25 protein-coding genes, 1 tRNA gene and 1 pseudogene are annotated in these 26,701 nt (G+C 65.6%); 18 read left to right on the forward strand and 9 right to left on the reverse strand.

Annotated features, from left to right (window positions below; genetic code table 11):
* Positions 1-229 precede the first annotated feature (229 nt).
* Complete coding sequence (locus tag DRB87_RS19085) at positions 230-2,146, forward strand: EAL domain-containing protein (protein WP_130027006.1); 1,917 nt, start codon at positions 230-232, stop codon at positions 2,144-2,146.
* A 91-nt stretch (positions 2,147-2,237) separates the two neighbouring features.
* On the opposite strand, the gene DRB87_RS19090 is transcribed toward DRB87_RS19085, so the two are convergent.
* A complete protein-coding gene (locus DRB87_RS19090) occupies positions 2,238-3,026 on the reverse strand; it encodes a deaminated glutathione amidase (protein ID WP_130027007.1) in 789 nt (262 codons plus the stop codon).
* 333 nt (positions 3,027-3,359) lie between these two features.
* Here DRB87_RS19090 and DRB87_RS19095 point away from each other — a divergent pair.
* The 8 genes and pseudogenes from DRB87_RS19095 to trmB all read left to right on the forward strand — a co-directional run bounded on the left by DRB87_RS19095 (position 3,360) and on the right by trmB (position 11,076).
* A tRNA-Gly gene (locus DRB87_RS19095) sits at positions 3,360-3,433 on the forward strand.
* A gap of 136 nt (positions 3,434-3,569) precedes the next feature.
* Positions 3,570-4,526, forward strand: coding sequence for an endo alpha-1,4 polygalactosaminidase (locus DRB87_RS19100; protein WP_130027008.1), 957 nt, complete (start codon positions 3,570-3,572; stop codon positions 4,524-4,526).
* Positions 4,527-4,643: 117 nt separating this feature from the next.
* Entirely contained in the window at positions 4,644-5,441 is a 798-nt protein-coding gene (locus DRB87_RS19105) for a DUF3348 domain-containing protein (RefSeq protein ID WP_130027009.1), read from the forward strand.
* Positions 5,422-8,448, forward strand: a complete 3,027-nt coding sequence (locus DRB87_RS19110) for a DUF802 domain-containing protein (protein ID WP_130027010.1) — start codon at positions 5,422-5,424, stop codon at positions 8,446-8,448. Before DRB87_RS19105 ends, DRB87_RS19110 begins: the two co-directional genes overlap by 20 nt.
* A complete protein-coding gene (locus DRB87_RS19115) occupies positions 8,445-9,113 on the forward strand; it encodes an OmpA family protein (protein ID WP_130027011.1) in 669 nt (222 codons plus the stop codon). The genes DRB87_RS19110 and DRB87_RS19115 overlap by 4 nt, the downstream gene beginning before the upstream one ends.
* 4 nt (positions 9,114-9,117) lie before the next feature.
* Positions 9,118-9,378: pseudogene (locus DRB87_RS24360) on the forward strand (DUF2894 domain-containing protein); the annotation flags it as partial.
* A 50-nt stretch (positions 9,379-9,428) separates the two neighbouring features.
* Entirely contained in the window at positions 9,429-9,989 is a 561-nt protein-coding gene (locus tag DRB87_RS24010; RefSeq protein WP_130027012.1) for a DUF2894 domain-containing protein, read from the forward strand.
* A gap of 286 nt (positions 9,990-10,275) precedes the next feature.
* Positions 10,276-11,076, forward strand: a complete 801-nt coding sequence (gene trmB / locus DRB87_RS19130; protein ID WP_130027013.1) for a tRNA (guanosine(46)-N7)-methyltransferase TrmB — start codon at positions 10,276-10,278, stop codon at positions 11,074-11,076.
* A gap of 48 nt (positions 11,077-11,124) precedes the next feature.
* On the opposite strand, the gene DRB87_RS19135 is transcribed toward trmB, so the two are convergent.
* The 4 genes from DRB87_RS19135 to DRB87_RS19150 all read right to left on the reverse strand — a co-directional run bounded on the left by DRB87_RS19135 (position 11,125) and on the right by DRB87_RS19150 (position 13,816).
* Positions 11,125-11,967: an undecaprenyl-diphosphate phosphatase gene (locus tag DRB87_RS19135; protein ID WP_130027014.1), complete on the reverse strand. Its 843-nt coding sequence runs from the start codon at positions 11,965-11,967 to the stop codon at positions 11,125-11,127.
* An 87-nt stretch (positions 11,968-12,054) separates the two neighbouring features.
* A complete protein-coding gene (locus DRB87_RS19140; RefSeq protein WP_130027015.1) occupies positions 12,055-12,696 on the reverse strand; it encodes a DUF1439 domain-containing protein in 642 nt (213 codons plus the stop codon).
* A gap of 68 nt (positions 12,697-12,764) precedes the next feature.
* Positions 12,765-13,028, reverse strand: a complete 264-nt coding sequence (locus DRB87_RS19145; RefSeq protein WP_130027016.1) for a YkgJ family cysteine cluster protein — start codon at positions 13,026-13,028, stop codon at positions 12,765-12,767.
* Between the two features lie 5 nt (positions 13,029-13,033).
* On the reverse strand, positions 13,034-13,816 hold the full coding sequence (locus DRB87_RS19150; protein ID WP_165385365.1) for an SDR family NAD(P)-dependent oxidoreductase: 783 nt from the start codon (positions 13,814-13,816) through the stop codon (positions 13,034-13,036).
* A 98-nt stretch (positions 13,817-13,914) separates the two neighbouring features.
* Here DRB87_RS19150 and DRB87_RS19155 point away from each other — a divergent pair, with 98 nt between their 5' ends.
* From DRB87_RS19155 to DRB87_RS19165, 3 genes are read left to right on the forward strand one after another with little or no spacing between them, the layout of a single operon-like run.
* Positions 13,915-14,601: a TetR/AcrR family transcriptional regulator gene (locus DRB87_RS19155; RefSeq protein ID WP_130027018.1), complete on the forward strand. Its 687-nt coding sequence runs from the start codon at positions 13,915-13,917 to the stop codon at positions 14,599-14,601.
* A 60-nt stretch (positions 14,602-14,661) separates the two neighbouring features.
* Positions 14,662-15,330, forward strand: a complete 669-nt coding sequence (locus DRB87_RS19160; RefSeq protein ID WP_130027019.1) for a protein-L-isoaspartate O-methyltransferase — start codon at positions 14,662-14,664, stop codon at positions 15,328-15,330.
* 33 nt (positions 15,331-15,363) lie between these two features.
* On the forward strand, positions 15,364-15,687 hold the full coding sequence (locus tag DRB87_RS19165) for a rhodanese-like domain-containing protein (RefSeq protein WP_017232120.1): 324 nt from the start codon (positions 15,364-15,366) through the stop codon (positions 15,685-15,687).
* Between the two features lie 12 nt (positions 15,688-15,699).
* Here DRB87_RS19165 and waaA read toward each other — a convergent pair whose 3' ends face one another.
* The 4 genes from waaA to DRB87_RS19185 all read right to left on the reverse strand — a co-directional run bounded on the left by waaA (position 15,700) and on the right by DRB87_RS19185 (position 20,522).
* A complete protein-coding gene (gene waaA, locus DRB87_RS19170; RefSeq protein ID WP_165385454.1) occupies positions 15,700-17,007 on the reverse strand; it encodes a lipid IV(A) 3-deoxy-D-manno-octulosonic acid transferase in 1,308 nt (435 codons plus the stop codon).
* 3 nt (positions 17,008-17,010) lie between these two features.
* The gene (locus DRB87_RS19175; protein ID WP_130027975.1) at positions 17,011-17,898 is read right to left on the reverse strand and encodes a Kdo hydroxylase family protein; all 888 of its coding nucleotides are present in this window, start codon (positions 17,896-17,898) and stop codon (positions 17,011-17,013) included.
* Positions 17,899-17,903: 5 nt separating this feature from the next.
* Positions 17,904-18,872 (reverse strand): lipopolysaccharide heptosyltransferase I, encoded by a 969-nt coding sequence (waaC, locus tag DRB87_RS19180; protein WP_240756337.1) that lies wholly within the window; start codon positions 18,870-18,872, stop codon positions 17,904-17,906.
* Positions 18,873-19,124: 252 nt separating this feature from the next.
* Complete coding sequence (locus DRB87_RS19185; protein ID WP_130027021.1) at positions 19,125-20,522, reverse strand: phosphomannomutase/phosphoglucomutase; 1,398 nt, start codon at positions 20,520-20,522, stop codon at positions 19,125-19,127.
* A gap of 359 nt (positions 20,523-20,881) precedes the next feature.
* Here DRB87_RS19185 and DRB87_RS19190 point away from each other — a divergent pair, with 359 nt between their 5' ends.
* From DRB87_RS19190 to DRB87_RS19215, 6 genes are read left to right on the forward strand one after another with little or no spacing between them, the layout of a single operon-like run.
* Positions 20,882-22,099 carry an oligosaccharide flippase family protein gene (locus tag DRB87_RS19190; RefSeq protein ID WP_130027022.1) on the forward strand — a complete coding sequence of 406 codons (1,218 nt, stop codon included), beginning with the start codon at positions 20,882-20,884 and terminating at the stop codon, positions 22,097-22,099.
* Positions 22,100-22,103: 4 nt separating this feature from the next.
* On the forward strand, positions 22,104-23,240 hold the full coding sequence (locus tag DRB87_RS19195; RefSeq protein WP_165385366.1) for a glycosyltransferase family 4 protein: 1,137 nt from the start codon (positions 22,104-22,106) through the stop codon (positions 23,238-23,240).
* The gene (locus DRB87_RS19200) at positions 23,237-23,563 is read left to right on the forward strand and encodes a glycosyltransferase (protein ID WP_165385367.1); all 327 of its coding nucleotides are present in this window, start codon (positions 23,237-23,239) and stop codon (positions 23,561-23,563) included. Before DRB87_RS19195 ends, DRB87_RS19200 begins: the two co-directional genes overlap by 4 nt.
* A 38-nt stretch (positions 23,564-23,601) precedes the next feature.
* Positions 23,602-24,366, forward strand: a complete 765-nt coding sequence (locus DRB87_RS19205; protein WP_130027025.1) for a glycosyltransferase — start codon at positions 23,602-23,604, stop codon at positions 24,364-24,366.
* Between the two features lie 19 nt (positions 24,367-24,385).
* Positions 24,386-25,528 (forward strand): glycosyltransferase family 4 protein, encoded by a 1,143-nt coding sequence (locus DRB87_RS19210; protein WP_130027026.1) that lies wholly within the window; start codon positions 24,386-24,388, stop codon positions 25,526-25,528.
* Positions 25,522-26,682: a glycosyltransferase gene (locus tag DRB87_RS19215; RefSeq protein ID WP_130027027.1), complete on the forward strand. Its 1,161-nt coding sequence runs from the start codon at positions 25,522-25,524 to the stop codon at positions 26,680-26,682. The genes DRB87_RS19210 and DRB87_RS19215 overlap by 7 nt, the downstream gene beginning before the upstream one ends.
* The last annotated feature ends 19 nt before the right edge of the window (positions 26,683-26,701 follow it).

Consider the following 26,701-nt stretch of genomic DNA (forward strand, 5'->3'; position numbering starts at 1 on the left):
TCTGCCGGCACCCTCTCTTTGCGGCCATCGGTGCTCCATGCACGATGCGCTCTCGCCAATCCATCTCCGCGCGCCATCTATTTTCCACGATCCCCGCTGGGATCGTCAGGTGAAACCACGGTAGCATGGCGGCCGGCCGTGCAGTATGCTCGTCGCTGGACGCGGCCTGCGGATTTCCAACTGCCGGTCGTTAATTCCTTCAAGGCAAACCACAGATCCGCCGACGTTCATGGTCACGCAAGACGACGAGATGCAATCTCCCGGTGTTTCAGCGAACGTCGAGAAGTTCTGGCACCCGCTTCAGGATCCTGCGTCCGTGAGCGAGGGACGAGAGATGTACGGCATGGCAGGGACGCCACAACTCACGGCGCTCTTCGCAGAGGTGCAACGCCACGCCGCAGCTATCGTCAGCCAGTTCCACGATGGACTTGCATGCCTGCCGGCGTCCCAGCGCATCCTGGGTCACCTGACGCCAGCGGAAATGCGGTATGCCAAATCGCGTCAGACCCGCCGACTATGCGCACTTTCGGCCCCTGCGCTAACGGCTGCCGATCATCGTGCGCAAGCCATCAGGGCCGGGCGTACGCATGCCATTGTCGGTCTCAACTGGGAAGATCTGGTTCGCGCCCGAGGGGTCCTTGGCGAAGCCATCGTCAAGTACATCGATACAGCGGCGCATGGCGAGGCGCTATGCCTGCTGAGCCGGCGCATGAACCAGGATCTCGCCTGGCAGGCCGAGGCCTATCAGCGCCTGCAGATCTCCCGTCATGAGGTATTGCAGCGCGTCACGTTGCTGGCGTGGAGAACGGAAAGTTATACCGACCTGATCAGCCAGGTGGTCCAGATTCTGGGCGAACATGACGAGATCGCCGGCTGTGCGGTGGGCCGGCCTGATCGTCAGGGGGTGTTTCGCTTCGAATTGGCGGCTGGCGGCACCATCGAGCGCTATCTGGCCGGGATCGAAAAGACGGCGCCCATCACGGTGGGCAATTCGTTCGGCAGTCAGGGGCCCACGGGGCGTGCCTGGCGCAGCGGCCATGTGGTGCGCTCGCTCAATATTGCGAACGATCCGAAGATGGTGCCGTGGCGGGCCGCGGCCTTGCCGGTCGGTTTTCATTCCTGCATTGCGATTCCCCTGCACCAGCCGGGCGAACCCACGGCCGCCATCCTGAACCTGTACAGCCCCTTGCCCGGCGCACTCACCGGGGCCGATCAGATTGCCTTCGTTTCCCTGTTGCAGACGATTCTGGGCTTCGCCATTGCCGGCACCGAGCGCCTGGCCGGCAATACCCGCACCGTGCCCTATACCGTTCGGCAGCGGTGGTCCAAGCTTCTCGGGACTGACGCGCTGAAGATCCACTATCAACCGCTGCTCGATCTCAAAACAGGGCAAGTGACCAAGGTGGAGGCATTGGCCCGCTTGCAGGATGGCGATCGCCTTCTGGCACCTGGCGAATTCTTCCCGGCCCTGTCGTCCGAGGACTTCCTCACGCTATACAAGCGCGGGCTCGAGCAAGCGCTGTCGCAGCGCCGCCTCTGGCTGCGGGCGGGTTTCCCGCTGAGCGTCTCCGTGAACTTGCCATCGAGTGCACTCGGCGACATCCGCTATTTCAAAGTCACGGAGCGGGCGCTCAAAAAGAGCGGTGCCGCGCCAAACCAGTTGACGCTGGAAGTGCTGGAAACCGATGCCTTCCCGCTCGGCGTGGACGTATCGCACGAACTGGCGAAATTCAAAGCCCTGGGGATCCAGTTGGCAGAGGACGATCTTGGTTCGGGATATAGCAGTCTGACGCGTCTGCGCGAAGTGCCGTTCGACCTGGTCAAGATCGACCGGGACATTGTTAGCGCTGTCGGTCGGGATCCCCTGGAGACCCTGCGCTTCACCTATCAGTTGATCCAGCTGGGACACTCGTTGAACAAGGCCGTCGTGGTGGAGGGCATCGAAGACGAGGGCATGCTCGAGGCGGTTGTGATTCTCGGCGCCGATATCGCCCAAGGGTATGCGATTGCGCGCCCGATGCCGGCCGAAGCGTTGACCGAATGGATGGCGTGCGTGCCGAGCGTGCCCGATACTCACGCGCCAAGTACCGTGCTGGGGAAGTTGGCGGCGCAGTTGCTGCTCGAAGCGCGCAATCGGTTGATGTAATGGCGGCTTCGTCCGACGTGGCCGACATCGTCACTCGGCTTGCCCGGCACGTCAGCCGTTCATGCCATGCGCTGAGCCGGCCCGACACGCCCTAAAGTTGCGGCGCCGCGAAACGACGATTTTCGTTGCAAGGCAGCACGCGGCGCGCTTCGGCGATGCGGGCCGGATCGAGGTCGACAAGCAGGAATGCGGGCGCTTCCGCGGCGCGCGCGACAATCACGCCCAACGGGTCAACGACCATGCTTGCGCCGATATTGCGGGGCCCGCATTCCCCCGACGCCACCAAATAGCACGTGTTCTCCAGCGCACGCGCGGTGCACAGGGTTTCCCAATGCGCCTCCTTGAGCGGTCCCCTCACCCACGCGGCCGGCAACACCAACACGTCGGCGCCATCGAGCGTGAGGCGTCGCGCCAGTTCGGGGAAGCGCACGTCGTAGCACGTCATCAGCCCAACCTTGAGTCCGCAGACGTCGACCAGCGGCGGTACCTCGTTACCCGGGACCACGTTCGTCGACTCCTTCACCGAGAACGCATCGTAAAGGTGGATCTTCTTGTACTCGGCGATGATTTCACCGTCGCGCAGTGCGATCAGGACATTCCACACTTTGCCGTCGGCGGTCGCGGGCACGTGCACCGTCATCATCGTCGTGAGGTTGTTGCCTCGACTTGCTTCGCGCAAGGTGGTCACGAACTCGCCGTCCAATGGTTGCGCGGCGCGGCGCACGAGGTCGGGGTCGGCGATGTCGCGCGCCAGCACGCCCTCGGGGAGTACCAGCAGGTCGGCACCGGCGGCGCGTGCCTTGGCCATCCATTGCAGGCAGGTCTGCGCGTTGATCGACGCGTCAGCGGCAACGGCGAATTGTCCAATAGCTGCTTTCATGACTTTCTCTCTCAAGACGGATGCGACTCAGGCCCAAGCGGAGGATGGGGCGCGGCTCGGCTGAATTCCAGAACATGGAAACGGGGAAAGTGGCTCAACTTTGCTTAAGTATGCCAGTTCGGCAATCAGGCCACCCCACGCGAAAGGGGCACCCGCTCGGCATCGCCTGCGGCACGGCCTCCACGATTCACGGCGTGGTTCAGGGGCCGTAAATCTCTAGACGCCAGCGGTACGAAAAAACCAGTCAGGTCAGCCCTCACCCCAGAATCGTACCCACCGGTAAAACGCGTGGATTGCCAAACGCCACAATCCCCGCGTAGAATGGCACCCTTCGCGGGCGTCGTATAATGGTAATACCCTAGCTTCCCAAGCTAGAGCCGTGGGTTCGATTCCCATCGCCCGCTCCACAGCATTCTTCAGCAACGCTCGTAGCACTCATCGATCAGCCGTCTTGCAGACGGCTTTTTTGCGTCCATCGCATCCATGACGACTCACGCCCGGCAGGTCGATCTACAAGGGTTTCCACAGCGTGCGCGAGCCCCGATGTCATGGCTGCGCTGCGTTCTGTGCGTTCTCCTCGCTCTCACGGCCCTGGTGTCGTCCGCGCAAACGCCCACACAGCCCCGGGCAGCCGTCGCCGCACCGACCGGGCGTGATATCGGTATCGGTGCCCCATGGGTCAGCTACTACGGCAACGTCGCCCATCTCGACCTCGCCCGTATGGCGAGCACCTTCCGCCTCATCGATATCGACGCCGACCCTGATCAAGGCAACGTCACGCCCGCTCAAATCGCCACACTCAAGGCCGACGGCACGAACCGCGTCATCAGTTATCTCAATCTCGGCGCCTGTGAGCGCTTTCGTTCGTACTGGCAGCACGCCCCCGCCGGCTTCCTCCCCTGCGGCCGCAATCGCCGCGCGCATCTGGGCCGCTATGACGGCTACCGTGATGAAACCTGGATGAACCCGTCCGACCCGGCGTACCGCAAGCTCATCGTCTCGTACGTAGCGCCACGGCTGATTGCACAGGGCGTCGAAGGCTTCTACCTCGACAATCTCGAACTGATCGAGCATGGCGTGCGCACCCGCAATGGCCCCTGCGACACCGCCTGCCAGCAAGGCGCGCTCGACCTCGTGCGCGAACTGCGTGAAGCCTTTCCCGACAAGATCCTCGTCATGCAAAACGCCACCGGCCCGGCAACGCGCCACGGCCTCACCGGCGGTGTCGCCTTCGCGTCTCTGCTCGACGGCATCGCGCATGAGGAGGTCTACGCGCCAACGTACGACGCCGCCGTCGAGCGCGAATTGCTGACGTGGTCACGGGAGCACCCAGGCATGCAAGGTCGCAAGCTCTGGATCGGCACGCTCGACTACGTCGGCGGATGCGGCAACGCGCGCCAGGCGAAAATCGTCTTCTCCCGCAGCCGGGCGCGCGGCTTCAGCCCGTCAGTGAGCGACGCCAGCGCAGGCCAGAACGTGGTGTGCTACTGGGGCTTCTGAGGCGACGGGCGGGCGCGAAGAAGGCGAAGAACGAGCTGACAACGAGCGAAGGGGGAATGAAGGACGGGGAAAGGCCGCGCGCAGTGTAAACTGCTGGGTTTTCGACCCCCCAGTGAAATGGTGCAAGTGCCCCGGCGTCCCGTTATCAGCGCCCCGACACTCATACGCTCGCTGGCCCGTCTGAGCACGTTCGCGCCACCTGAGGCCGCGCCGTCGCTCTCGGACCGCATGAGCCAGTGGCTGGGCTGGACCGACGCCATCGCCCTGTCGTCGGCCCTCAAATCCGCCCCGCCGGCCGCAACGCCCGGCGCGCACGCGGCTGCGCACGATCCGGCGAGCGAACTCGCACGCGTGCGTGCAGACCTCGCCGCCGCCATCGCCCGCGATTGCGGCCTTGCCGCCGCGCCCGGCGGGCAGATCCGCGCCCTGAGCGCCGCCGAGCGTCAACGAGCCGCGTCCTTCGCGGAATTTCCCGCCTATCGTCAGCGCTACGCGACCTCGCAACAGACGATGGATACGGCAATCAGCACCCTGCGCACCCGCCTGCGCGGCCAGTTGGCACGCCGCGCGCCGCACGCCGCGCGGCTCGCCAGCGTCGACGCCGTCATGGAACGCGTGATGGCCGCCCGTGAGCGCACACTTCTCGCCGGCGTACCGAATCTGCTCGAAGGGCACTTCGTGCGACTGCGCGATACGGAACAAGCCGCCATGGCCGCCCCGCGCGTGCCCGGCGCGCCGCCACTCGCGCCCGCCGGCACATGGCTCGACACCTTTCACCGGGACATGCAGAGCATCCTGCTCGCAGAACTGGATATACGCCTCGAACCGATCGAAGGGCTGATCGCCGCCCTCGCCTCGGCGCCCCCCGGCGAAAACGTTAGTGAACCCGGACAACATGACCCGTTACCTCGTTGATCTCGTCGCCTTTGTCGCAGGCCTGGCCGTCGTCGGCTGGATCGCCATCGGCTATGCAGGCACCAACCCGCTCGCGCTGGCCGTCGCCCTGCTCATCGCCGCCGTCTATCTCTTCGGCGCGCTCGAACTCAAACGCTTCCATCAAGCCACGGATGCTCTCGCCAACGCCGTCTCCGGCCTGAATTCGCCCCCCGCGTCGCTGCCGTCGTGGCTCGACACGCTGCCGGCCGGCCTGCGCACCCCCGTGCGCCTGCGCGTCGAAGGGGAACGCGTCGGCCTGCCCGGCCCCGCCCTCACGCCCTATCTGGTCGGCTTGCTCGTGCTGCTCGGCATGCTCGGCACCTTCCTCGGCATGGCCGCCACCTTGCGCGGCACCGGTCTCGCGCTCGAAGGCGCCACCGATCTCGAAGCCATCCGCGCCTCGCTCGCGTCACCCGTCAGAGGCCTCGGCTTTGCGTTCGGCACGTCGGTGGCCGGGGTCGCCACGTCCGCGATGCTCGGCCTGCTCGCCGCGCTCGCCCGCAAGCAACGCGCCCAGGTCGTGCAATCGCTCGACGCGCGCATCGTCACGACGCTGCGCGCCTTCTCGCGACAGCATCAGCGCGACACCACGCTGCAATTGCTTCAACAGCAGGCGACGGTCATGCCCGCCCTCGTCGACCGTCTGCAGGACATGATGGCCGCCATGGAGCGCCAGAGTCAGTCGCTTGGCGAACGGCTCGTCGCGAATCAAGACGCCCTGCACGCCAAGACCGACGCCTCGTACGCGCAACTCACGGGCGCCATGCAGCAGTACCTCAAGGACAGCGTGGCAACGACGGCCAACGCGGCCAGTGCCGCCATCCGCCCCGAGGTCGAGGCGACGATGGCCAGCCTCGCGCGCGAGTCGGCCGCGTGGCACCAGACCGTGTCCACCGCCATGCAGGATCGAATGGACGGCCTGTCGGATCGCTTCGAGGCCACCACCGCCCGCGTGGCAAACGTCTGGACGGATTCGCTCGACGCCCAGTTGCGCACCAACGCATCGCTCGCCACTGATCTGCGCGCCGCGCTGGGCGAATTCACGCAAACGTTCGAGACGCGCTCATCCCGACTGGTCGACGACGTCGCCGCCCGGCTCGAAACCGTGACCGGACACGTCAGCGCCGCGCATGCGGGTGTCGCGCAAACCTGGGAGACGTCGCTCAGCGCGCAGCAGCGCACCAACGATGCCCTCGCCAAGGAACTCGGCGGCGCATTGGCCCAGTTCGCCCAAACCTTCGAGGCCCGCTCGGCCAAACTCGTCGACGAGGTCGCCGCGCGTCTCGAAACCACAGCCGGACAAGTGAGCGCCTCGCACGCCGGCGTTGCACAAACGTGGGAAACCTCGCTCGCGGCACAGCAACAGACCAACGATGCGCTCGCCAGGGATCTCGGCGCCACGCTTGCGCAATTCGCCCAGACCTTCGAGACCCGCTCCACCGACCTGCTGGCCAACGTCGCCTCGCGTCTCGACAATGCGACCGGCAGCATCGCCACGGCGCAGACAACCGTCGCCCAAGCATGGGAGCAAGCCCTCGCCCAGCAGCAGCGCTCGCACAACGCCCTGACGCAAGACCTCGGCACCGCGCTGGAACGCTTCGCCCAGACGTTCGAAGCCCGCTCCACGGCATTGCTCGGCGACGTGGCCGCCAAGCTCGACGCCGCCAGCGGGAACGTCAGCGGCGCGCATGAGCGCGTCGCCCAGGCGTGGGATCAATCGATCGCGCTGCAACAGCAAGCCAACGCCGCCCTGAATACCGAACTCGGCGCCGCACTCGCGCGCTTCACCGAGACCTTCGAGCAACGCTCGGCGCATCTGATCGATGGCGTGAGCCTGCGCACGGAAGGCGCGATGCACAGCGTGTCGGAGACGGCCAGCGTCGTGTCCGGCGAGTGGAAGCAAGCCCTCACCGCGCAGCAGTCCGCCAATGACGCCCTCGCCCGCGATCTGGCGAGCGCGCTTGCCCGCTTTGCGGACACCTTCGAGGCACGCGCTTCGCAATTGCTGCAAAGCGTCTCGGCGCAGATGGATGCAACGTCGACCCACGTCGCGCAAACGTGGCGCGACGCGATCGCGGAGCACGCGCGCACGAGCGAACGGCTGGCCGACGGCAACCAGCAACTCGTGGCCGCGACGACCAGCGTCTTCACGGACCACAGCGCGTCATTGCTGCAAGCGCTTCAGGAAGCCAACGCGGCCCATCACGACGCCACGGCCGAGCGCGAAACGCAACGCCTGTCCGCGTGGACGCAAACGCTCGAAGGCACGCTCGCCACGCTGCGCTCGGAATGGCAGCAGGTCGGTGAGCACAGCGCCAGCCAGCAACAGGCCATCTGCGACACGCTCGCGCGCACCGCGCTGGAGATGTCCGAACAGACGCGCGCCCACGCCAGCGACACGCTCGCCGAAATTTCGCGTCTGGTGCAGACCGCGTCCGAGGCGCCGAAGGCCGCCGCCGAGATCATCGGCGAGCTACGCCAGAAACTCTCGGACAGCATGGTGCGCGACAATGCCATGCTCGAAGAGCGCTCACGTCTGCTCGACACGCTGGGCACGCTGCTCGACACCGTCAAGCTCGCGGGCAACGAGCAACGCGCCGCGGTCGACGACCTCGTGACGACGTCTGCACAACTGCTCGAACGTGCCGGCACGCATCTGGGCGACGCCATCGCCGCGCAAACGGAGAAGCTCACCGCCGCCTCGGCACAAGTCACCGGCAGCGCGGTGGAGATCGCGAGCCTGGGCGACGCCTTCGGGGCCGCCGTGCAATCGTTCGGCGAATCTAACTCACAACTGCTCGACCATCTGCAACGCATCGAAGCCGCGCTCGACAAGTCGATGGCGCGCAGCGACGAACAACTCGGCTATTACGTTGCGCAGGCGCGCGAGGTCGTGGAGCTGAGCGTGATGTCGCAGAAGCAGATCCTCGAAAACCTTCAGGAACTGGCGCAGACGCGCTCGCAACCGGGTAGCGCGGCAGCATGAGAGACGATTTCGACGCGGACATCGGGGACAGCGGCGAGGTCGGTGCGGCAGCGCCGACATGGGCCGTCTTCGGCGACCTGATGTCGGTGATGCTCGGCGCGTTCGTGCTCATCATGCTCGGTGTGATCGGCGTGCAGATCGAACTGTCCGCCAAGCTCGATCGTGAGGTCAAGGAGCGCCGAGCCGAAACGCAACGCCGCGAGACGCTCGAGAAAGCGCTGGCCGGCCCCCTCGCGGGCGGACGCGTCACACTGGTGAACGGCCGTATCGGCATCAGCGGCAATGTGCTTTTCGCGCTGAACTCGGACCAGTTGCAACCGCAGGGGCGTGAAGTGCTGCGCAGCCTGGCCACCCCGCTGGCCGCCTATCTGCGCGCGAGCGACGAGATTCTCATGGTCAGCGGCTTCACCGACGATCAACAGGTGCGAGAAACGAACCGGCGATTTGCCGATAACTGGGAGTTGTCGGCCCAGCGTGCGCTCACCGTTACGCGCGAATTGATCGCCGCGGGCGTGCCCCCTTCGTCGGTCTTTTCCGCGGCGTTTGGCTCGGAACAACCCGTCACGTCGAACAGCGACGAGGCCGGTCGCGCGAAGAACCGCCGCGTGGAAATCGCGCCGATGCCACGCAGCAGCGCCAGCAACGCGGGCAAGCCCCATGCGTGACGCTATGCACGCCGAGGTTGGCGACGCGCAGGCGCACGAGGCAACGGACACGTTGTCCGAGCAACTCGCCGCATGGCGGGCGCACGGGGCCGACAAACGAGACCCGGTGCGCTTTCATCGCATCGAGGCGTTGGCGCTGCGCAGCCGTGCCTTTCGTGGCGACGTGCGACGGGTGCTCGACGAACGGTTGACGGCACTCGTGGAAGAGTTTGCGCAGGCGCTTGGCGCGGCCGGCGCCGAATCTGCCGAATCTGCCGAATCTGACGCATCTGACGCATCGCCCGCGTCCGCCGATGATGCTGCCCGGAGGACACAATGTCTCGCCTCACCGCTTGCGGAATTGACGGCGAGCATTGCGCAGCGCGTGGCCCCCCCCGTGAACGGTCCGCGCCGCCGCCGACGACGTCTCACGCCGTTAAGGCCGCAACACCGCCGAGCCAGACGCTGCGCGATGGCTCCAGCACCCGCACCGCCGATACCGTTCAGCCGGTCAGCGGGACCACGGCACCGCCGAAACGCCCCGTCGCGCCGCCCGCCCCCGTGGCGCTTACACCGACGGTCATCACCACCGACGATGCCTTCGACGACCTCGACGTCCTCGAATATTTCCGCGAGACGTGGTCGAAAGTGAGCACCGACGGCAATCTGCGCCAGTCGCTTGCCCAGGTGCCGGAGAACGCCGGACCGCTCAACTCCAGCCATCTGGTACACCGCGCACTGTCGCTGATGCACGACATCTCGCCCGACTACCTGCGGCACTTCCTGCGCCACGCCGACGCGCTCTCCTGGCTCGAAGATATGGAGACCACCGGCGTGCTTGGCAACAAGCCGGCGGCTCGCGTGGCGGCCAAGCCGTCGCGCACGAAGACGCGCTGACGCCCGCGCGGACATCGCCCGCGTCGGTTGCCGTCGCAGGCACAGATTCCAGGCCCTCGTGCCATGCGTCTACGCTTATTGCGGGCCGCCTGCCCGGCCTGTGCACGACGTCAACTTGCCAGTGGAGGACGTTCCGGGAGATAATCGGGCCCGTTCCCGCCGCCATGGCACGGGAAAAACTTTCGAAAAATCATCGTGTTGGGTGCCGAATCAGGCCGCAATGCCGGATGTGCCGCCCGCCGCAGCATTCCTCGACAAGCCGTCGCCCAGACGGCTTTTTGTTTCCATGACGAACCACGGACATCCGCCGGCTGACGACGCGCACCCGGCCCACGACGACGACGCCGACCTGAGCGCGCCGCAATCCAACGCCACGGGCGACCACGATACACACGTCGACCCGAACGACGTGGCGCACCCGCGCCGCATTCGCAGTTTCGTGCGTCGCGCCGGCCGCAGCTCGGAGGCGCAAAAGCGCGCGTTCGATGTCCTCGGCCCGCAGTTCCTGCTGCCCTACGCGCCTGAGCCGCTCGACTGGCCCGCCGCCTTCGCGCGCGCCGATGCGCCTCGCATTCTCGAGATCGGCTTCGGCATGGGTGACGGCACGGCGTACATTGCGAAGCTGCGTCCGGAAGACGATTTCCTTGGCGTCGAGGTGCACGAGCCGGGGGTGGGCGCATTGCTCAAGCGCATCGGCGAAACGCCGTTGTCGAACGTTCGCATCATTGCGCACGATGCCGTGGAAGTCGTTCAGCACATGTTGCCCGAAGGCTCGCTGGACGGCGTGCACGTCTTCTTCCCCGATCCGTGGCACAAGAAGCGCCACCACAAGCGCCGCCTCCTTCAGCCTCCCTTTGTCGCGCTGCTCGCGTCGCGCCTGAAGCCGGGCGGTTATCTGCACTGCGCAACGGACTGGCAGGAATATGCCGAGCAGATGCTCGAAGTGCTCGGCGGCGAACCCACGCTCGAAAACACGGCGGACGGCTATGCGCCGCGTCCCGACTATCGTCCAGTGACGAAGTTCGAGAATCGCGGCCTGCGCCTCGGTCACGGCGTGTGGGACCTCGTGTTCCGCAAACGCGGCTGAGACGCGTCGCAAGAGGCAACAAGGGGCACCACACGGTGCCCCTTTTTCTTAGTCGGCCCAGACCACCCATCCGCTGTAGCCCGTCGCCAGCACCACTAGACCGAACACGATGCGATACCAGGCGAACGCCGTGAAGTCGTGCGACGCGATGTAGCGCAACAGCCAGCGCACACAAATGAAGGCGCTGATGAAGGCGGCAATGAAGCCAATGCCGAACAGGCTGAGGTCGTCGACCGACAGCGTTGCGCGCGCCTTGTAGAGCTCGTACACGGTCGCGCCGAACAGGATCGGGATGGCGAGGAAGAACGAGAACTCGGTCGCCACCTTGCGCTCGAGCCCGAACATCATGCCGCCGATAATCGTCGCCCCTGAGCGCGACGTGCCCGGCACGAGGGCGAGACACTGCGCGAGGCCAACTTTCAACGCGTCGGCGACCGACAGGTCGTCCATCGAATTGACGCGCGGGCGCTTGCCCGCTTCGGTGTTGCGACGGTTATGCCGCTCCACCAGCAGGATGACCACGCCACCGACGATAAACGCCGTGGCGACGACGGTGGGGTTGAACAGCGCGGCCTTGATGTGCTTGCCGAGCCACAGGCCGAGCACGATGGCGGGCAGGCACGCGACGATCACGTTCACCGCGAAGCGACGCGCCTTGGCATCGCTGCCGAGGCCGGCCACGACCTGCACGATCTTCTCGCGATACTCCCAGCACACCGCAAGAATGGCGCCGAATTGAATCACGATCTCGAAGACCTTGCCCTTCTCGTCGTTGAAGTCGAGCAGGCTGCCCGCCAAAATCAGGTGTCCGGTCGAGGAGATCGGCAAAAACTCGGTCAGACCTTCCACGACACCGAGAATGAGGGCTTTGAACGCCAGCAACAAGTCCATGCAATGAGTTCCTGAGAAATTGCGAATCGCGAATAACGGGAAAACGGGGGGCGAGCGCGATGGGGCAGTCCGCGTCGGACGACGCCGTCAGCGCGCATCGAGTTTGACGTTCACGCCATGCGAGCGCACGGTGATCGCGCCGGGCTGACGCGCCACGCCGCCAACGCTGAGTTGCTCGGGCTTGAACTTATAGAGGGGCGCGTCCTGCAGCAATTGCGTCGCAATCAATGCCCCGGCGGCGTTCAATTGGCGCGACCAGCGCTCGGGTAATCCGTCGATGGTGAACGTCTCGACTTCCGGATCGCGCAACACGATCGACATCGTCGCCGGGTCGTACGCAAGCGCACTGTCGATGGCGAGCGTGCCGGTGAGCGGCGCGCCACCGAACGGATGCGTCACCGTCGCGTCGACGGACACCGCCAGACGATTGCGCTCCGGCAGCAAGGTCAGACGCGGATGCGAGAGGTTCACGTCGAGCACCGCCAGCACGCGACGGTCGAACGGAAACTTGCGTTCGAGCGCGCGCTGCAACTGGCTTTCGGAGAAGGTGTAGTCGTTGCCGAACGGCAATCCCGCACAGGCAGCCAGCCCGGCGGCAAGCGCCGTCGCGCCGGTAAGCGTCAGCCAACGGCGGCGCGTGAGGCGGCACGGGAAGCACGAGATGTCCTGCGACGCAAGCCCATCGCACTGCTGACGAATTCGCTGATCTGGATGAGCACTACCCGGCATGACAAAGTCCGCGACTGGGCGCCCGGCGCCCGACACGCGCGACTATAGCATTCGCATGCGGCGCGCCACTACGGCGTCGCCGGCGCGGTCATCGTTTCGAGCTGCGTTAGCCAGGCAATGGCCCGCGCACGATCGTTCCCGCACATCTCGGCCGAGGGCTGCAACGATCCGCAGACCGCCGGACGCAGCGGGCTGCCGAAAATCCGGCAACGGTCCTCGTCGTCCAGTTGCACGCAACGGGTGTTCGCCGGCTTGCCGTTCGGCATGCCGGGAATGGGCGTCGAGATGGAAGGCGCGATGCAGCAGGCCGCGCAGTGAGGACGACACTGCATGACGCTCACCACGGCAAGCGGCCCGCGCCGTCGAAGAAGCCGCCCGTCACCGGCCCGCGCTCGCCGAGCGCCAGCGTCAGCACACTGCGCGCGCCTTGGGCCACCCCCTGCCGCGCACGCTTGCCGGCCGCATCGACCGTCAGATCCGCGGGCGCGCCCGGATCGACCGAATTCACCGTAATCGATGTCTCACGCAAGGTTTGCGCGAGCTGCACCGTCAGCATGTTCAAGGCCGCCTTCGATGCGTTGAACCCGATCTGCCGGAACGCCGCATGCTCCCACGCCGGATCGTTGTTGTGCGCCAGCGAGCCCAGGCCGCTCGACACATTGACGATATGTGCCCGCGCGGAGCGCGCGAGCCACGGCAGCATGGCTTGCGTGACGCGCAAGGTGCCGAAGAAATTGGTCGCGAACACCCGCTCGACGGCTTCGATGGAGGCTTTCTCAGGCGCGTCGTCGCGCGGATCGGTCACGCCCGCGTTGTTTATCAGCAGGTCAAGTCGACCGTAGTAGCGGCCAATCCGATAGGCCGCCGCATGCAACGTCTCGGGCTGCAGCAGGTCGATCACGAGCGTCTCTGCCTGAAAACCCGCCTTGCGCAACGGCTCGACCACCTCGTCGCCCTTCGCGGGTTCGCGGGCGCCCACCAGCACCGTCATGCCCACCTCGGCCAGCCCCCGCGCGACTTCCTGCCCAATACCCCGGGTCGCGCCCGTGACCAGCGCCACACGTCCCAGATGGCGTTCGGCATCCGCGCGCACCGTATTCTCGATGGCGTCCCGTTTCATCCCTGCTCCCGTCGATTGACCTGTCGTGTTGCGCCCGGCCGCACGCAAATTTGTTAGCATCGAGTTTATGAAGAATCCTTCAGTTTTTCCATTCGCATATGAAACCTGACAGCCGAGGCCCCGCAACGCCCCGTAAGACGCCGCAGCAGGCGCGTTCGCGGGTCACCATCGACGCCATTTTCGAAGCGGCGCTTCAGGTTTTGCTGCTCGATGGCGGGCGTCAATTGACCACGACGCGTGTGGCCGAACGGGCGGGCGTGTCGGTGGGCACGCTGTACCAGTATTTCCAGAACAAACAGGTGCTGCTCTATGCGGTGCTCGAGCGGCACATCGACCGGATCGTCGAGACGGTGGAGGCGACCTGTCTGGCCTCGCACGCCCAGCCGCTGGAAACGATGGCGCAGACGCTCGCCAAGGCGTATGTCGGCGCGAAGATGACGGACATCGAAGAAGCCCAGGCGCTGTACCGGCTCTCGGAAGATCTCGATGGGCGGGAAGTGTTTGCGGGGGCGTCCACGCGCATGCACGTGGCTGTCGTCGCTATGCTGAAAACGGCGCAAAACGCGCATTTCGACGATCCCGAGACCGTCGCGTTCGTGTTCCTGAACTCGATGACCGGGCCCATCAAGGCGATTCTGGAGAATCGCGCGCCCGCAGGCACCTGTTATGCGACGCTCGCCAGCCAGATCGCCGATCAGATGGCGACGATGTGCGGCGCCTATCTGCATCGCGTGGCCAGGGCGGCCGACGACGTCGCGGCGACAAAAGTTCACGCAGTAACATGACTACCGCCCGGAACTGGTAAAATGCCGGGTTGTGTTTGCCTACTACCCACGGTAATCGAAATGAATTACGAACAGGCCCGCTTTAACATGATCGAGCAGCAGATCCGTCCTTGGGATGTGCTCGACCAAGAAGTGCTCAATCTGCTCAAGCTCGTCAAGCGCGAGGAATTCGTGCCGACGGCCCAGCGCGCACTCGCGTTCACCGACGTCGAACTGCCGCTGCCGGGCGCAGCGATTGCCGACAAGAGCCAGCACATGATGTTTCCGCGTGTGGAAGCGCGCATTCTGCAAGCGCTCGCGCCGAAGAAGCATGAGAACGTGCTTGAAATCGGCACGGGGTCGGGCTATATGGCCGCGCTGCTGGCCTACAATGCGCACCACGTGACGAGCATCGAGTTCGACGCCAATCTCGCCCAGACGGCCCAGCAGACGCTGCGTGCCAATGGCGTGACCAACGTGGAAGTCGTCAACGCCGACGGCGCGCAAGGTTGGAGCGCCGCCGCGCCCTACGACGTGATCGCCATTTCGGGCGCGCTGGTCGAACTGCCGCAGGCGTTCCTCGATCAACTCAAGGTTGGCGGCCGTCTGGCAGCGTTCATCGGGGGTAGCCCGGTCATGGAAGCCGTGCTCATCACGCGCGTGTCCGAGACCGAATACCGCCGCGAAAACCTGTTCGAGACGCAAGTGGCCTATCTGGTCGCGACGAAGCCGTCCAGCTTCAAGTTCTGAGCTGGGCCGCGACCCAAACGACACACGACCATCATGCAAAACATTACACCGGCGCAATTGGCCCAGTGGCTCGCGGACGGGGAGCGCGGCCAACCCACGCTTCTCGACGTGCGTGAAGATTGGGAGGTGCAGACGTGCCGCATCGCCGAGAGCCGGAACGTACCGCTTGGCGACGTGCCCGCCCGTCTGACGGAACTCGACGCCGAAGCGCCGATCGTGTGCATCTGCCATCACGGCATGCGCAGCGCTCGCGCCGCGATGTTCCTGGAACAACAAGGCTTTACCCAACTGTTCAATCTGGACGGCGGAATCGATGCCTGGGCTCGCCAGGTCGACCCGTCGATGCCGACCTACTGAACCTGCGCGGCGTCAGTCCTGCGGGACGGCAAGGCCCGCGTCGAGCCAACGCCCCAGCGCGGTAACGGTACGCGCGGTCGCGCCCTGATGCTGTTTCGCGAACAGCATGGCGGCCGTGCGCATCGCGAGCCGCCGGTCGTCGTCGACCAGCAATTCGGCCAGTACCGTCGCGAGGTCACCGGCGTCGCTTACCCGTCGCGCGGCGCCCGCCGTCAATGCGTTCTCGCTGGCCTGCGTGAAATTGAACATGTGCGGACCGAAGACGACGGGCGTGCCCGCCGCACAGGCTTCGATCAGGTTCTGACCGCCCAGCGGCAGCAGGCTGCCGCCAATGAACGCGACGTCCGCCGCCGAGAAATACGCGGCCATCTCACCCATCGAATCGCCGAGAACAACATCGACGTCCGCGGGCAGCGGCGTGTCGTCGTCAGCCCATGTGCTGCGACGAACGTAGTGAATTCGCACTCGATCCAGCATCTCGGCCACCTCGTCGAAGCGCTGTGGATGTCGCGGCACGAGCACCAGCAACGAACGCCGCCCCACCTCCGAGGACGCCGCCAACATGGCGCGCGCGTGAAGCACCAGCGACTCCTCGCCGTCGCGCGTACTCGCGGCCAGCCAGACCTTGCGCTCGCCGAAACGTTCGCGCCAGCGCGCCCCCAGCGCAAGCTGCGCGGGCGGTGGCGTCATGTCGAACTTGAGGTTGCCCATCACGTCGACGTCGTTCGCGCCCAGCATGCGCAAACGTTCGGCATCCGCATCGCTCTGCGCGAACACGCGGCTGAACCCGCCGAAGACGGGCTTGGCCGCATCGCCGAAGCGCGCGGCACGCCGGAAGGACCGCGCCGACATCCGCGCGTTGGTCAGCACCAGCGGCACGCCGCGCTCACGGCAGGTGAAGATCAGATTCGGCCAGACTTCCGTCTCCATGACCACGCCAACGCTCGGCCGCCATTGCTTCAGGAAGCGCTGAATCGGTCCGACCATGTCGTACGGCAGATAGCAGCGCAGCACGCGATCACCGAACAGGGTCTCCCCGGTCGCGCGCCCGGTGGGCGTCATGTGCGTGAGCAGGATGCCGTGCGACGGGTAACGTTCGAGCAGTGCGTCGATGAGCGGCTGCGCGGCGCGCGTCTCGCCGACGGAGACGGCGTGCACCCAGATCAGCGGCCGACCGGTGTAGGGCGGCGCGTCGTAAAACCCGAAGCGTTCGCCGATGTGACGACGGTATCCGGGCTCGAAGCGGCCGCGCCACCATAGCCGCACCACTGCCAGCGGCGCGACGATCCACCAGAGCGCGCGATAAACGAGACGCAGCAACATTCAGATGAGCGCCCGATGCGTGAGACGTTGCAAAACCGCCAGCGGCGAGCACTCGGGGTGCACCATCGCTTCGGCGGGAAGGAAGAAGGTCTGCTCCATCATGAACTGGCCCGACATCACCGCATGCGACGTCTGGTCCGAAAAGCAGATCCACACACAGCCCGGCGGGAACGGCATGGTCTGCTGTTCGGCGTCGCGCTGGTAGTCCATGTCGGCCTTCATGCCATCGTGCAGATGCAGCATGATGTGATCATAGCCGCTGCGTTTGCGCTTGGTGATGCCCACCGCGTTCTGCAGCCACGCGGAGCCTGGCCATTGGGTCGGCACTTTCGGCAGGAAGCGTTTGGCCACCGTTTCGAACGGCTCGCCCACACGCCAGACCCGCGGCTGCCCTGCCGGGTTGACGTTGGTGAACACGCGCAGAATGCGCTCGCCGTAGTTCGGGCGCGACGGAAAGGCGTCGACGTGCAGTCGGTTGTCGTCCTTGCGCCACGACGTCTGCCGCGTTTCAACCCGATGCAGACGCAGGCTCGTGGGCGCCGCGCGCAACTTGCCGCGATACTCGGGCAACAGACCGTCGATCAGGCTGCACGCCTGCGTGTAGTAACGCTTGACCAGCGCATGGACGGCGCGCTGCGTGCTGTCGTCGGCGGCCACGCCGACCAGCACGTCGGACTTGGGATCGAGGCTGATGTTCTTGCGCTTCGGATCGGCAATGGCCGGATCGAGCAGGCGCTGCTCCGCGGCATCGATCGCGAAAGCCAGGTGCGGGAAATACAGCACCTTGCCGGCCTCCACATCGGCCACCAGCGTCTCGCGCGGCACCGACAGTTGCCCTGCCTGCCAGTCGCCGGAATCCACGGTAACGATCTGGCCGCTTTCATTCATTTGGCTCATGCGCTTCGGTCCTCCCGGGGCGCGCCGTCGCCGCTCGGCACAGGCCGCAGCGACGGTGCGAGCTGGCGCACGGCGTCGCGGACTTGCGCGAGCGTTGGCTTGTGCGCGGCGTCGCCAAGATTGACAATGCGCGGCGACCAGAATCCGCCGGTGCGCCACGCGGTGCTGAAATTGTATAACTCGATGGTGGGACGGTTCAGCGCTGCGGCAATATGCACCAGCCCCGTATCCACGCCAACGGTGATCGCGCCGCGATCGATGAGGCCAACGACCTGCGACAGATTCATCTTCGGCGGCACCCAGGCGTCGTCACCCAGCGCGGTGGCCAATCGCAGCGAGACCTCGCGCTCCGCCGCACTGCCCCACGGCAATACGATCCGCAACCCTTGCGACGCCAGATCGCGACCCAGCGCAATCCAGTCGTCTTCCGGCCAGGTTTTGTCGTCGCGCGACGTGGCGTGCACGAACACCGCATACGGATAGTCCGGACACTGGCTGTGGTCGGCGCGCTCGGTGGCAATGCCGAAGTCGATCTCGTCCGAGACCTTGAACCCCATCGCTTCAGCCACCAGCAGCCGCGAGCGCGTAACCACATGCGTGTGCGGCTCGATGCGCACGGTATGCCGGTAGAGGTAACGCACCGGCCATTCGTAACTGGCCCCCTCGGTCCGGTTGCCCAACCCCCACACGGTGCCGCGCGCCGTTCGCGCGATCCAGCCGGTCTTGATCAGGCCTTGCGTGTCGATCACGTAGTCGTAAGGGGTTTCGCGCAAGGCGCGACGGAATGCGCCGATTTCCTGCCAGATGCGCGCCGCGAGCGGCTGCTTGCGCCAGCGGCGCAGCGCGAAAGGAATGACCCGGCACACACCGCGCACGAGTTTCACGAGGTCGACGAAGCCCTCTTCCACCACCCAGTCGATCTGGGCGTCGGGATGGTGGCGCAGAATATCCTGCACGACGGGCATGTTATGGACGACGTCGCCGAGCGACGAGACTTTGACGATCAGAACCTGCAACCGCACGCCCCGGCGGTTCGGCCGGGCCTCGTGAGCAAAACCGCGATTTTACCCCGACCCGGCCCGCCGAACAGCGTTGATTGCGCCGTTCTTGCAGCGGTCCCCTTACGGCGTATCTTATGGCGTCCACTCGACGCCCATCAGGCATCCCTTAAGACGCCCCGCGCCGGTTGCCCGGCGCTGGGACTCCCAGGCCTCGCCTCAGAACGGCAGCTTCGCGTCGGGCTTGACGGCCAGGATGGCGCGGCGGAAGTCGTCTTGAATGCGCGCGATGGCCGCATCGCTATCGGCCTCGAAACGCAGCACGACGACCGGCGTGGTGTTCGACGAACGGGCCAGACCGAAGCCATCCGCATATTCGACACGCACGCCGTCGATCTTGACGATGTCCCGCGCCCCGTCGAACTTGGCGGTCTCGCGCAGCTTGTCGATCAACGCGAAGTTCTCGCCTTCGGCCAGCGGGATCTGCAGCTCAGGCGTCGAAATCGAGTTGGGCAGCGCATTGAGCACCGCGCTCGGATCGGCCGCCTTCGACAGGATTTCAAGCAGACGCGCGCCCGTGTACAGGCCGTCGTCGAAACCGTACCAGCGGTCCTTGAAGAACACGTGGCCGCTCATCTCGCCCGCGAGCGGTGCGCCCGTCTCCTTGAGCTTGGCCTTGACCAGCGAGTGCCCCGTCTTCCACATCAGCGGCTCGCCGCCGTGCTTTTGCACCCAATCCGCGAGGTTGCGGGTGCACTTCACGTCGTAGATGATCTTCTCGCCCGGATGGCGGCTCAGCACCTCGGCGGCGAAGAGCATCAATTGGCGATCCGGATAGATGATCTGACCGTCCTTGGTGACTACGCCGAGACGGTCGCCGTCGCCGTCGAACGCAAGGCCGATCTCGGCATCGGTCGTCTGCAGCGTGCGGATCAGATCCTGGAGGTTCTCCGGATGGGCGGGATCCGGGTGATGGTTCGGGAACGTGCCGTCGACCTCGCAGAACAGCTCGATGACATCGCAGCCGAGCATCTGGAACAGCGCCGGGGCGTACGCGCCCGCCACACCGTTGCCGCAGTCCACGGCGATCTTCATCGGCCGCGCCAGATGCACGTCGCCCGCGATGCGCGCGCGATACGATTCACCGATCTCGTCGGCCGTGTACGTGCCCTGCCCCGTCTCGAAGTCCTGCTGGTCGATCAGCGTCGCGAGGCCCTGAATCGCATCGCCGTAAATCGCCCGGCCGCGCAAGACCATCTTGAAACCGTTGTAGTCGGGCGGGTTGTGGCTACCCGTGACCATGATGCCGGAGTCGACGATGCGGCCGTGCAGTGTGACATTCGTCGCGAAATACACCATCGGCGTGACGACGACGCCAATATCGACCACATCGACGCCGGCGGCGCGCAGGCCGTCAGAGAGCGCGCCGACCAGTTCGGGTCCGGACAGGCGGCCGTCGCGACCGACCACGACCGCGTTGCCGCCTTCGCGACGCACCGCCGTGCCGAACGCGCGTCCGATCAGGTGCGCGACGTTGGCATCCAGGGTCTTGCCGACGATGCCGCGGATGTCGTATGCCTTGAAAATCGCAGGTGAAACTTGCGTGGTTTGCGTCATGGGGGAGGATCTCTCGGAAACGAGGGAAAAAGTCGTCATCCGACGCGAGGGGCCGGGCGTGTCGCCTGAGCGAACCCCATGCGTACCGGAAGTGGCGAAGCGCGTCGGCCGGAAAGCCAGCATCGGCCGCGCAGCAAACGTGAAATCCCGGCAGGAAGCCCGGCCGGGATCGGCTGCATTACGCTAAAATTATACGGGACATCGCCGCACTGCGGCATTTCCCCCCAAACCCTTGTCAATGATCGCCTACAATCGGTGTCCGCGCATCGTGACAAGCGTGTGACGTCCCCCAGCACCGGCCTCGCGAGGCCGGTTTTGCTTATCTTGACTTGAGAACGAGTGAGCCGCGCGAGCGCCACATGCCCTATCGCACCATCATTCGCAACATCCTCTGGATGCTGACCGAGCGCGGCGCGCAGATCGCCGGTGGCATTGCCGTCTCCGGGCTTCTGGCACGCAGTCTCGGCGCCGCGCAGTTCGGCCTGTTTCAGTACGCGCAATCGCTCGTGTTCCTCGCCGCGTCCCTCACGCTGTTGTGCGGCAGCGAGGTCGTGGTGCCGCGACTGGTCGGCAAGACCGAGGCAGAGCAACGCACGGTCATCGCCCATGCTTTCGTGCTGCGCCTGGCCGCGGCGGCCGTCGCCTACGCGGCGTTGGCCATCTACGTCATCGGGTTTGCCGAGTCCGAGCTGGTCGCCGTTGCCCTCTGGCTCGGCGTGGCGCTCTGGTTCCGCGAGCCTGCCGGCATTGTCATCGCATGGTTGCAGGCGCGCACGTTCAACCGGCCGAGCGTCGCGGCCAACCTCTGCGGTCTCGGCGTCAAACTCGCCCTCGTGGCGCTCCTGTTCGTGACGCACGCGGGCGTTGCCGCGTTCGCGCTCGTCTACGCCGTCGAGGCCGTCGTGGCCGCCGCGCTGCTGGTTCGGTATTACTTCAGGCATTCGCCGAAGACGCCTGTGATCTGGCGGCGCACGCTGCTGGTCGACCTGCTCTCGAGCGGCATGACGTTCTGGGGTGGCCTGATGCTCATGATCCTCTTCAAGCGTATCGACCAGCTTGTGCTCAAGCCGCTCATCCCGCTCGCGGAACTCGGCGCGTATGCCGCCGCCATGCAGATCACGGAAAACTTCGTGCTCGTGGCGCCGATCATCGCGAATTCGCTCGCGCCGCAACTGATCTTTCAGACGTTCGACAATGCGACCGCGAGACGCAATACCGTGCGGGCGGTGTGGCTGATGGTCGCCGCAGGCGCTTGCCTGGCGATGCCGATTGCGCTGCTGGCGCCCTGGATCGTGCACCTGATCTATGGCGCCGGGTTCGCGGAGTCGGCGCAAATTCTTCGCGTCTCGGCGCTCATGGGGATTCTGGTGTTCGCCGACGCCGCCCTGAACCTCACGCTGATTCGTCGCGGCGCCGGACGCTGGGTCATCGCGAAGTGGCTGTGTGCGGCCGTGGTGGCCTTTACGGTCGTGCGCGGCCTGGCCCCGCACTTCGGGGCACTCGCCGGAGCATTTGGCTACGGCGCGGGGTATGCGGCCGCGCTGGTGCTCGGCGTCTGGTTGCTCCGGCGAGACTGATGCGATGACGCTGTCTCATTCCCCGAACAACCACGTCGGCCGTACCCTCTGCCTGTTCACGGGTACACTCGCGGCCTTCGCCGGCGCCGAACGCGCGACGGCCACGCTCGCGAACGCGCTTGCGGCGCGCGGGCATCGCGTGCACGTGCTGTCGTTGTGGGGCCATACGCCCGTCTTCCCGTTGGCGCCCGGTGTCGCGCATCACGCGATGTTCGCCGAGCGTTTGGCGTTCAAGCATCACTACGTTTCCATCGTCCGGCAGGTGCGGCGCTATGTGCGCGAGCACGCCATCGATGTGCTGATCGACGTCGATCCGATGCTCGCGCTCTACACCGTGCCCGCCACGATCGGACTACCGCTGCAACGCATCGCCTGGGAGCACAGCACCTACGCCAGCGACCTAGGCCGACGCGCCCGCCGATGGGCGCGTGCGCTGGCGGCACGTCGGTACGACGCCGTGGTCGTGCTCACCGACGCCGACCGCGACGCGTGGCGAACGCATCATCCCCACGCTCGAGCGCAGTTCGTCACGCTACCCAATCCGCTGGGCCTTGCGATCCCTGACGAGCCTCCCGAGCCCAGCGGCGAGGGCGGCATTCTCGCCGTCGGGCGCCTGGTTCCGGAGAAGGGCTTCGACCGCCTGATCGACGCTTGGGCGCGTATTGCCCGCGACGCCCCTGGCTGGCAGGTGCGTATCGTGGGCGATGGCCCGCAGCGCGACGCGCTGCTCGCGCAAGCGCGCGACATCGGGGTCGGCGACAGCGTGCAGGTGCTGCCCGCCGTGGCCGACATCGCGCAGCACTATGCGCGGGCGGCGATCTACTGTCTCCCGTCGCGACGTGAAAGTTTCGGACTCGTGTTAATTGAAGCCAAGGCATATGCGGTGCCCATCGTGGCCTACGCTGCCGATGCGGGGCCCCGCGCGCTGTTGCATGACGAGGTCGACAGTCTGATCATCGACGACGGTGATATCGAGGGGTTGGCTGGCGGGCTCAAACGACTGATCGGCGACGCCTCCCTGCGACGCAGACTTGGCCTGGCGGGCTACGCCCATGCGCGGGACTTCGGCGCGGATGCCATCGCGGCGCGTTGGGAAGCGCTATGGGCCGAGGGGGTTTCGACACCGGGGAGCGCGCGATGAAGATTCTCCTGTTCGTCACCGGTCTGCAATTGGGGGGAGCGGAGACGCAGGTGGCCGATCTCGCCCGGGGCTTCCTCGCGCACGGGCATGATGTCGCACTCATCTCGCTCACGGGCACCTGTGCGATCGCCTTGCCGGAATCGCCGCGGCTCACGCTCATTGAATTGAAGGCGGGCAAGACGCCGTGGTCCCTCGCGTGTGCGTTACGAAGCCTCGTCACGCACGTGCGCGCGTGGCGGCCCGACGTCGTGCACGCCCACATGGTGCATGCCAATCTGCTGGCTCGCGTGGCGCGGTGGTTTGCCCCGTGCCGGTGTTGGTGACAAGCGCGCACAGCCGCAATGAAGGCGGACGTCTGCGGATGCTGGCCTATCGGCTGACGGATCGGTGGACGGATTTGACGACGAACGTCAGCGGTGACGCGGTGGCCGCCTTCGTTGCGCAACGCGCCGCGCCGGCGGAACGTATCGTGAGCGTGCCCAACGGCATCGACACGGATCGCTACCGTCCGGACGAGCAAGTTCGGTCGCAGTGGCGCGCGGCTATGCCCACGTTGCCCTCGACGGCGACGCCCATCGTCTTCGCGGCGGGCCGGATGGTTGAAGCGAAGGACTATCCGACGCTGATCGACGCGTTCTCGCACGTGCTCCTGGCGGTGCCCGAAGCACGCCTCGCGATCGCCGGAGACGGGCCGCTGCGCGGCGCCATGCAGGCGCTCGTGGACGCACGCGGGCTGGCCCATGCGATTACGCTGCTCGGGCGTAGCAACGACATCGCGCAATGGATGTGTGCTGCGGACGTCTATGCAATGTCGTCCGCCTGGGAAGGATTGCCGCTCGTGATTGGCGAGGCGATGGCCAGCGGCTTGCCCGTGGTGTCGACTGACTGCGGAGGGGTGCGTGAACTGCTGGGCGCCGTCTCGGGCAACACGCTCGTGCCGGTAGGCAATGCGCAGGCGCTCGGCGACGCCCTGATTCGCCATCTGCGCGCCGACGCGAGCGCGCGTCACGCGACCGGCGTCGCCAATCGCGAGCGCATCATCACCCATTACTCTCTCGATGCAGTCGTGACGCGCTGGATCGCGGTCTATGCGCGTTTGCGCGAAACGCGTCGCAACCGTTCCTGATTACACCACGACCCTGTCAATGACATCGCCTGTCCTGCTCTGCTCCAACACCTTCTGGTCGATCTACAACTTCCGGCGTGGCCCGATTGCCGCGCTGTTGGCGGCGGGCCATCCGGTGCACGTCGCGGCGCCAGACGATGCGTTCGCCACGCAGCTTGCCGAAATGGGCTGCGTCGTCCATCGCGTCCCGATGGCCGCCAAGGGACAAAATCCGCTGCAGGATCTCGGACTGATGTGGCGACTCTTTCGTCTTTACCGACAAGTTCGTCCGGCGGTGATCTTCCACTACACGATCAAACCGAACATCTACGGATCCATCGCCGCACGCCTTGCTCGTATTCCGTGCGTGTCGATGACCACGGGGCTTGGATACGTCTTCATTCGCGAATCGCTGACCACGAGGCTGGCGCGACAGCTCTACCGCATCGCGTTTCGCCATACGCTCGAGAATTGGTTTCTCAACGCCGAAGACCATCGCGCGTTTGTCGAAGGCGGGCTTGTTGCGATCGACAAGACCCGGTTGCTGCCGGGAGAGGGTGTCGATCTCGCTCACTTCGCCAAGGCGCCGTGGCCGAAATCGAACGCGCCCGCCGACGCTCCGCCCGAACCAATGCGCTTTCTCCTCATCGCCCGTCTGCTTCGCGACAAGGGCGTGCTGGAGTATGTGGAGGCCGCGCGCGCTCTACGCGCCGAGATGCCGCACCTGACCTTTCAAATGCTCGGCGCGACCGATGTCGAGAATCCCACGGCCGTCACACGCAGCGAGGTCGACGCTTGGCAGCGCGAAGGCGTCGTCGAGTATCTCGGCACGACCCGCGACGTCCGGCCCATTATTGCGAATGCGCATTGCGTGGTACTGCCGTCGTACCGCGAGGGCCTCTCGCGCACCTTACTCGAAGCCAGCGCGATGGGGCGACCACTCATCGCGAGCGATGTGCCGGGTTGCCGCGACGTGATCGACGATGGAGCGACCGGCCGGCTCGTGCGCGCACGCGACGCCGCCGCACTGGCCGCCTGCCTGCGGGACATGGCCCAAATACCCGCGAGCCAGCTCGTCCGGATGGGCGATGCCGGGCGTGCTAAAGTAGCGCGCGAATTCGACGAACATGTCGTCATTGCAGAGTATTTTCGGATTCTCGGATCCCTCCCCGCATCATGCTGAGTCTCGCCATCGCCCTGCTCGTGTCGTTCATCGCGACGCTCTTGATCGTTCGCTATGCGCACGTTCACGCCCGTTTCTCCGGCGATAGCGATGTTGCCGGCGTGCAGAAGTTTCACGTGCGTCCGGTGCCGCGCATCGGCGGCGTCGGCATTCTGGCGGGCCTGATCGTGGCCGCCACGGCGCTCGGTTTCTCGTATCCCGTCGTCTCGCGCGATATCCTCCTGCTCGTCGCCTGCGGCCTGCCCGCATTCTTCTCCGGCTTCGTCGAAGACCTGACCAAGAAAGTGACGCCGACGGTGCGTCTCATCTGCACGATGTTCGCCGCGCTGCTGGCGTGGCTTGTGCTCGACATTCATATCACGCGCATCGACATCGGCCTGGCCGACCACGCGCTGATGCTCGCCGCCGTGTCGGTACCACTCACCGTGCTCTGCGTGGCCGGCATGGCCAATGCCGTCAACATCATCGACGGGTTCAACGGGCTCGCCGCGATGGTCGCGATGATCATGTTCGCCTCGCTCGGCTATGTCGGGTTTCAGGTACAAGACCCCGTTGTGCTCACTACTTCAATGATCATGGTGGGCGCGATCCTCGGATTCTTCATCTTCAATTTTCCCGGCGGACTGATCTTTCTCGGCGATGGCGGCGCGTATTTCATCGGCTTCATGCTGGCCGAAATTGCCGTGTTGCTGGTCATGCGCAACCCGCAGGTGTCGCCGTGGTACCCGGCACTGATGGTGATTTACCCCGCCTTCGAGGTCTGTTTCTCGATCTATCGCAAGCGCTTCGTACGCGGCATGTCGCCCGGCATTCCCGATGGCGTGCACCTGCACATGCTCGTCTACAAGCGGCTGATGCGTTGGGCCGTCGGCGCCCGCACGGCAAGCGCGCTGACGCAACGCAACTCCTTGACGTCACCGTACCTCTGGCTGCTATGCTTGCTGGCAGTGATCCCGGCGACGGTGTTCTGGCGACACAGTCTGGTGCTCGCGCTGTGCTGCGTCGCCTTCATGGTGACGTATGTCTGGCTGTATCTGCGCATCGTTCGCTTCAAAGCACCCGCTGGCTCATTTTCAAAAAATGAACGTCCCAAGGGCAACGCATCGCAGGCGCGAAGCCGCGGCACCCGCCATCCCCATGATCGGGACAACTAGACAGACGAGACAGCGCCAC

Origin of the sequence: Pandoraea sp. XY-2, from assembly GCF_004193915.1 — a bacterium.
Taxonomy (GTDB): Bacteria; Pseudomonadota; Gammaproteobacteria; order Burkholderiales; family Burkholderiaceae; genus Pandoraea; species Pandoraea cepalis.

Coding starts and splice junctions, on each gene's coding strand:
- waaC (WP_240756337.1), bottom strand. CDS start 18,872: ATGCCCGTCGTGCAGGATATTCTGCGCCACCATCCCGACGCCCAGATC.
- DRB87_RS19140 (WP_130027015.1), bottom strand. CDS start 12,696: ATGCCGGGTAGTGCTCATCCAGATCAGCGAATTCGTCAGCAGTGCGAT.
- DRB87_RS19150 (WP_165385365.1), bottom strand. CDS start 13,816: ATGAAACGGGACGCCATCGAGAATACGGTGCGCGCGGATGCCGAACGC.
- DRB87_RS19085 (WP_130027006.1), top strand. CDS start 230: ATGGTCACGCAAGACGACGAGATGCAATCTCCCGGTGTTTCAGCGAAC.
- DRB87_RS19200 (WP_165385367.1), top strand. CDS start 23,237: ATGAAGATTCTCCTGTTCGTCACCGGTCTGCAATTGGGGGGAGCGGAG.
- DRB87_RS19110 (WP_130027010.1), top strand. CDS start 5,422: ATGACCCGTTACCTCGTTGATCTCGTCGCCTTTGTCGCAGGCCTGGCC.
- DRB87_RS19145 (WP_130027016.1), bottom strand. CDS start 13,028: ATGCAGTGTCGTCCTCACTGCGCGGCCTGCTGCATCGCGCCTTCCATC.
- DRB87_RS19090 (WP_130027007.1), bottom strand. CDS start 3,026: ATGAAAGCAGCTATTGGACAATTCGCCGTTGCCGCTGACGCGTCGATC.
- DRB87_RS24010 (WP_130027012.1), top strand. CDS start 9,429: ATGTCTCGCCTCACCGCTTGCGGAATTGACGGCGAGCATTGCGCAGCG.
- DRB87_RS19165 (WP_017232120.1), top strand. CDS start 15,364: ATGCAAAACATTACACCGGCGCAATTGGCCCAGTGGCTCGCGGACGGG.
- DRB87_RS19215 (WP_130027027.1), top strand. CDS start 25,522: ATGCTGAGTCTCGCCATCGCCCTGCTCGTGTCGTTCATCGCGACGCTC.
- DRB87_RS19100 (WP_130027008.1), top strand. CDS start 3,570: ATGTCATGGCTGCGCTGCGTTCTGTGCGTTCTCCTCGCTCTCACGGCC.
- DRB87_RS19190 (WP_130027022.1), top strand. CDS start 20,882: ATGCCCTATCGCACCATCATTCGCAACATCCTCTGGATGCTGACCGAG.
- DRB87_RS19175 (WP_130027975.1), bottom strand. CDS start 17,898: ATGAATGAAAGCGGCCAGATCGTTACCGTGGATTCCGGCGACTGGCAG.
- trmB (WP_130027013.1), top strand. CDS start 10,276: ATGACGAACCACGGACATCCGCCGGCTGACGACGCGCACCCGGCCCAC.
- DRB87_RS19210 (WP_130027026.1), top strand. CDS start 24,386: ATGACATCGCCTGTCCTGCTCTGCTCCAACACCTTCTGGTCGATCTAC.
- DRB87_RS19160 (WP_130027019.1), top strand. CDS start 14,662: ATGAATTACGAACAGGCCCGCTTTAACATGATCGAGCAGCAGATCCGT.
- DRB87_RS19105 (WP_130027009.1), top strand. CDS start 4,644: ATGGTGCAAGTGCCCCGGCGTCCCGTTATCAGCGCCCCGACACTCATA.
- DRB87_RS19205 (WP_130027025.1), top strand. CDS start 23,602: ATGCTGGCCTATCGGCTGACGGATCGGTGGACGGATTTGACGACGAAC.
- DRB87_RS19135 (WP_130027014.1), bottom strand. CDS start 11,967: ATGGACTTGTTGCTGGCGTTCAAAGCCCTCATTCTCGGTGTCGTGGAA.
- DRB87_RS19155 (WP_130027018.1), top strand. CDS start 13,915: ATGAAACCTGACAGCCGAGGCCCCGCAACGCCCCGTAAGACGCCGCAG.
- DRB87_RS19195 (WP_165385366.1), top strand. CDS start 22,104: ATGACGCTGTCTCATTCCCCGAACAACCACGTCGGCCGTACCCTCTGC.
- DRB87_RS19115 (WP_130027011.1), top strand. CDS start 8,445: ATGAGAGACGATTTCGACGCGGACATCGGGGACAGCGGCGAGGTCGGT.
- DRB87_RS19185 (WP_130027021.1), bottom strand. CDS start 20,522: ATGACGCAAACCACGCAAGTTTCACCTGCGATTTTCAAGGCATACGAC.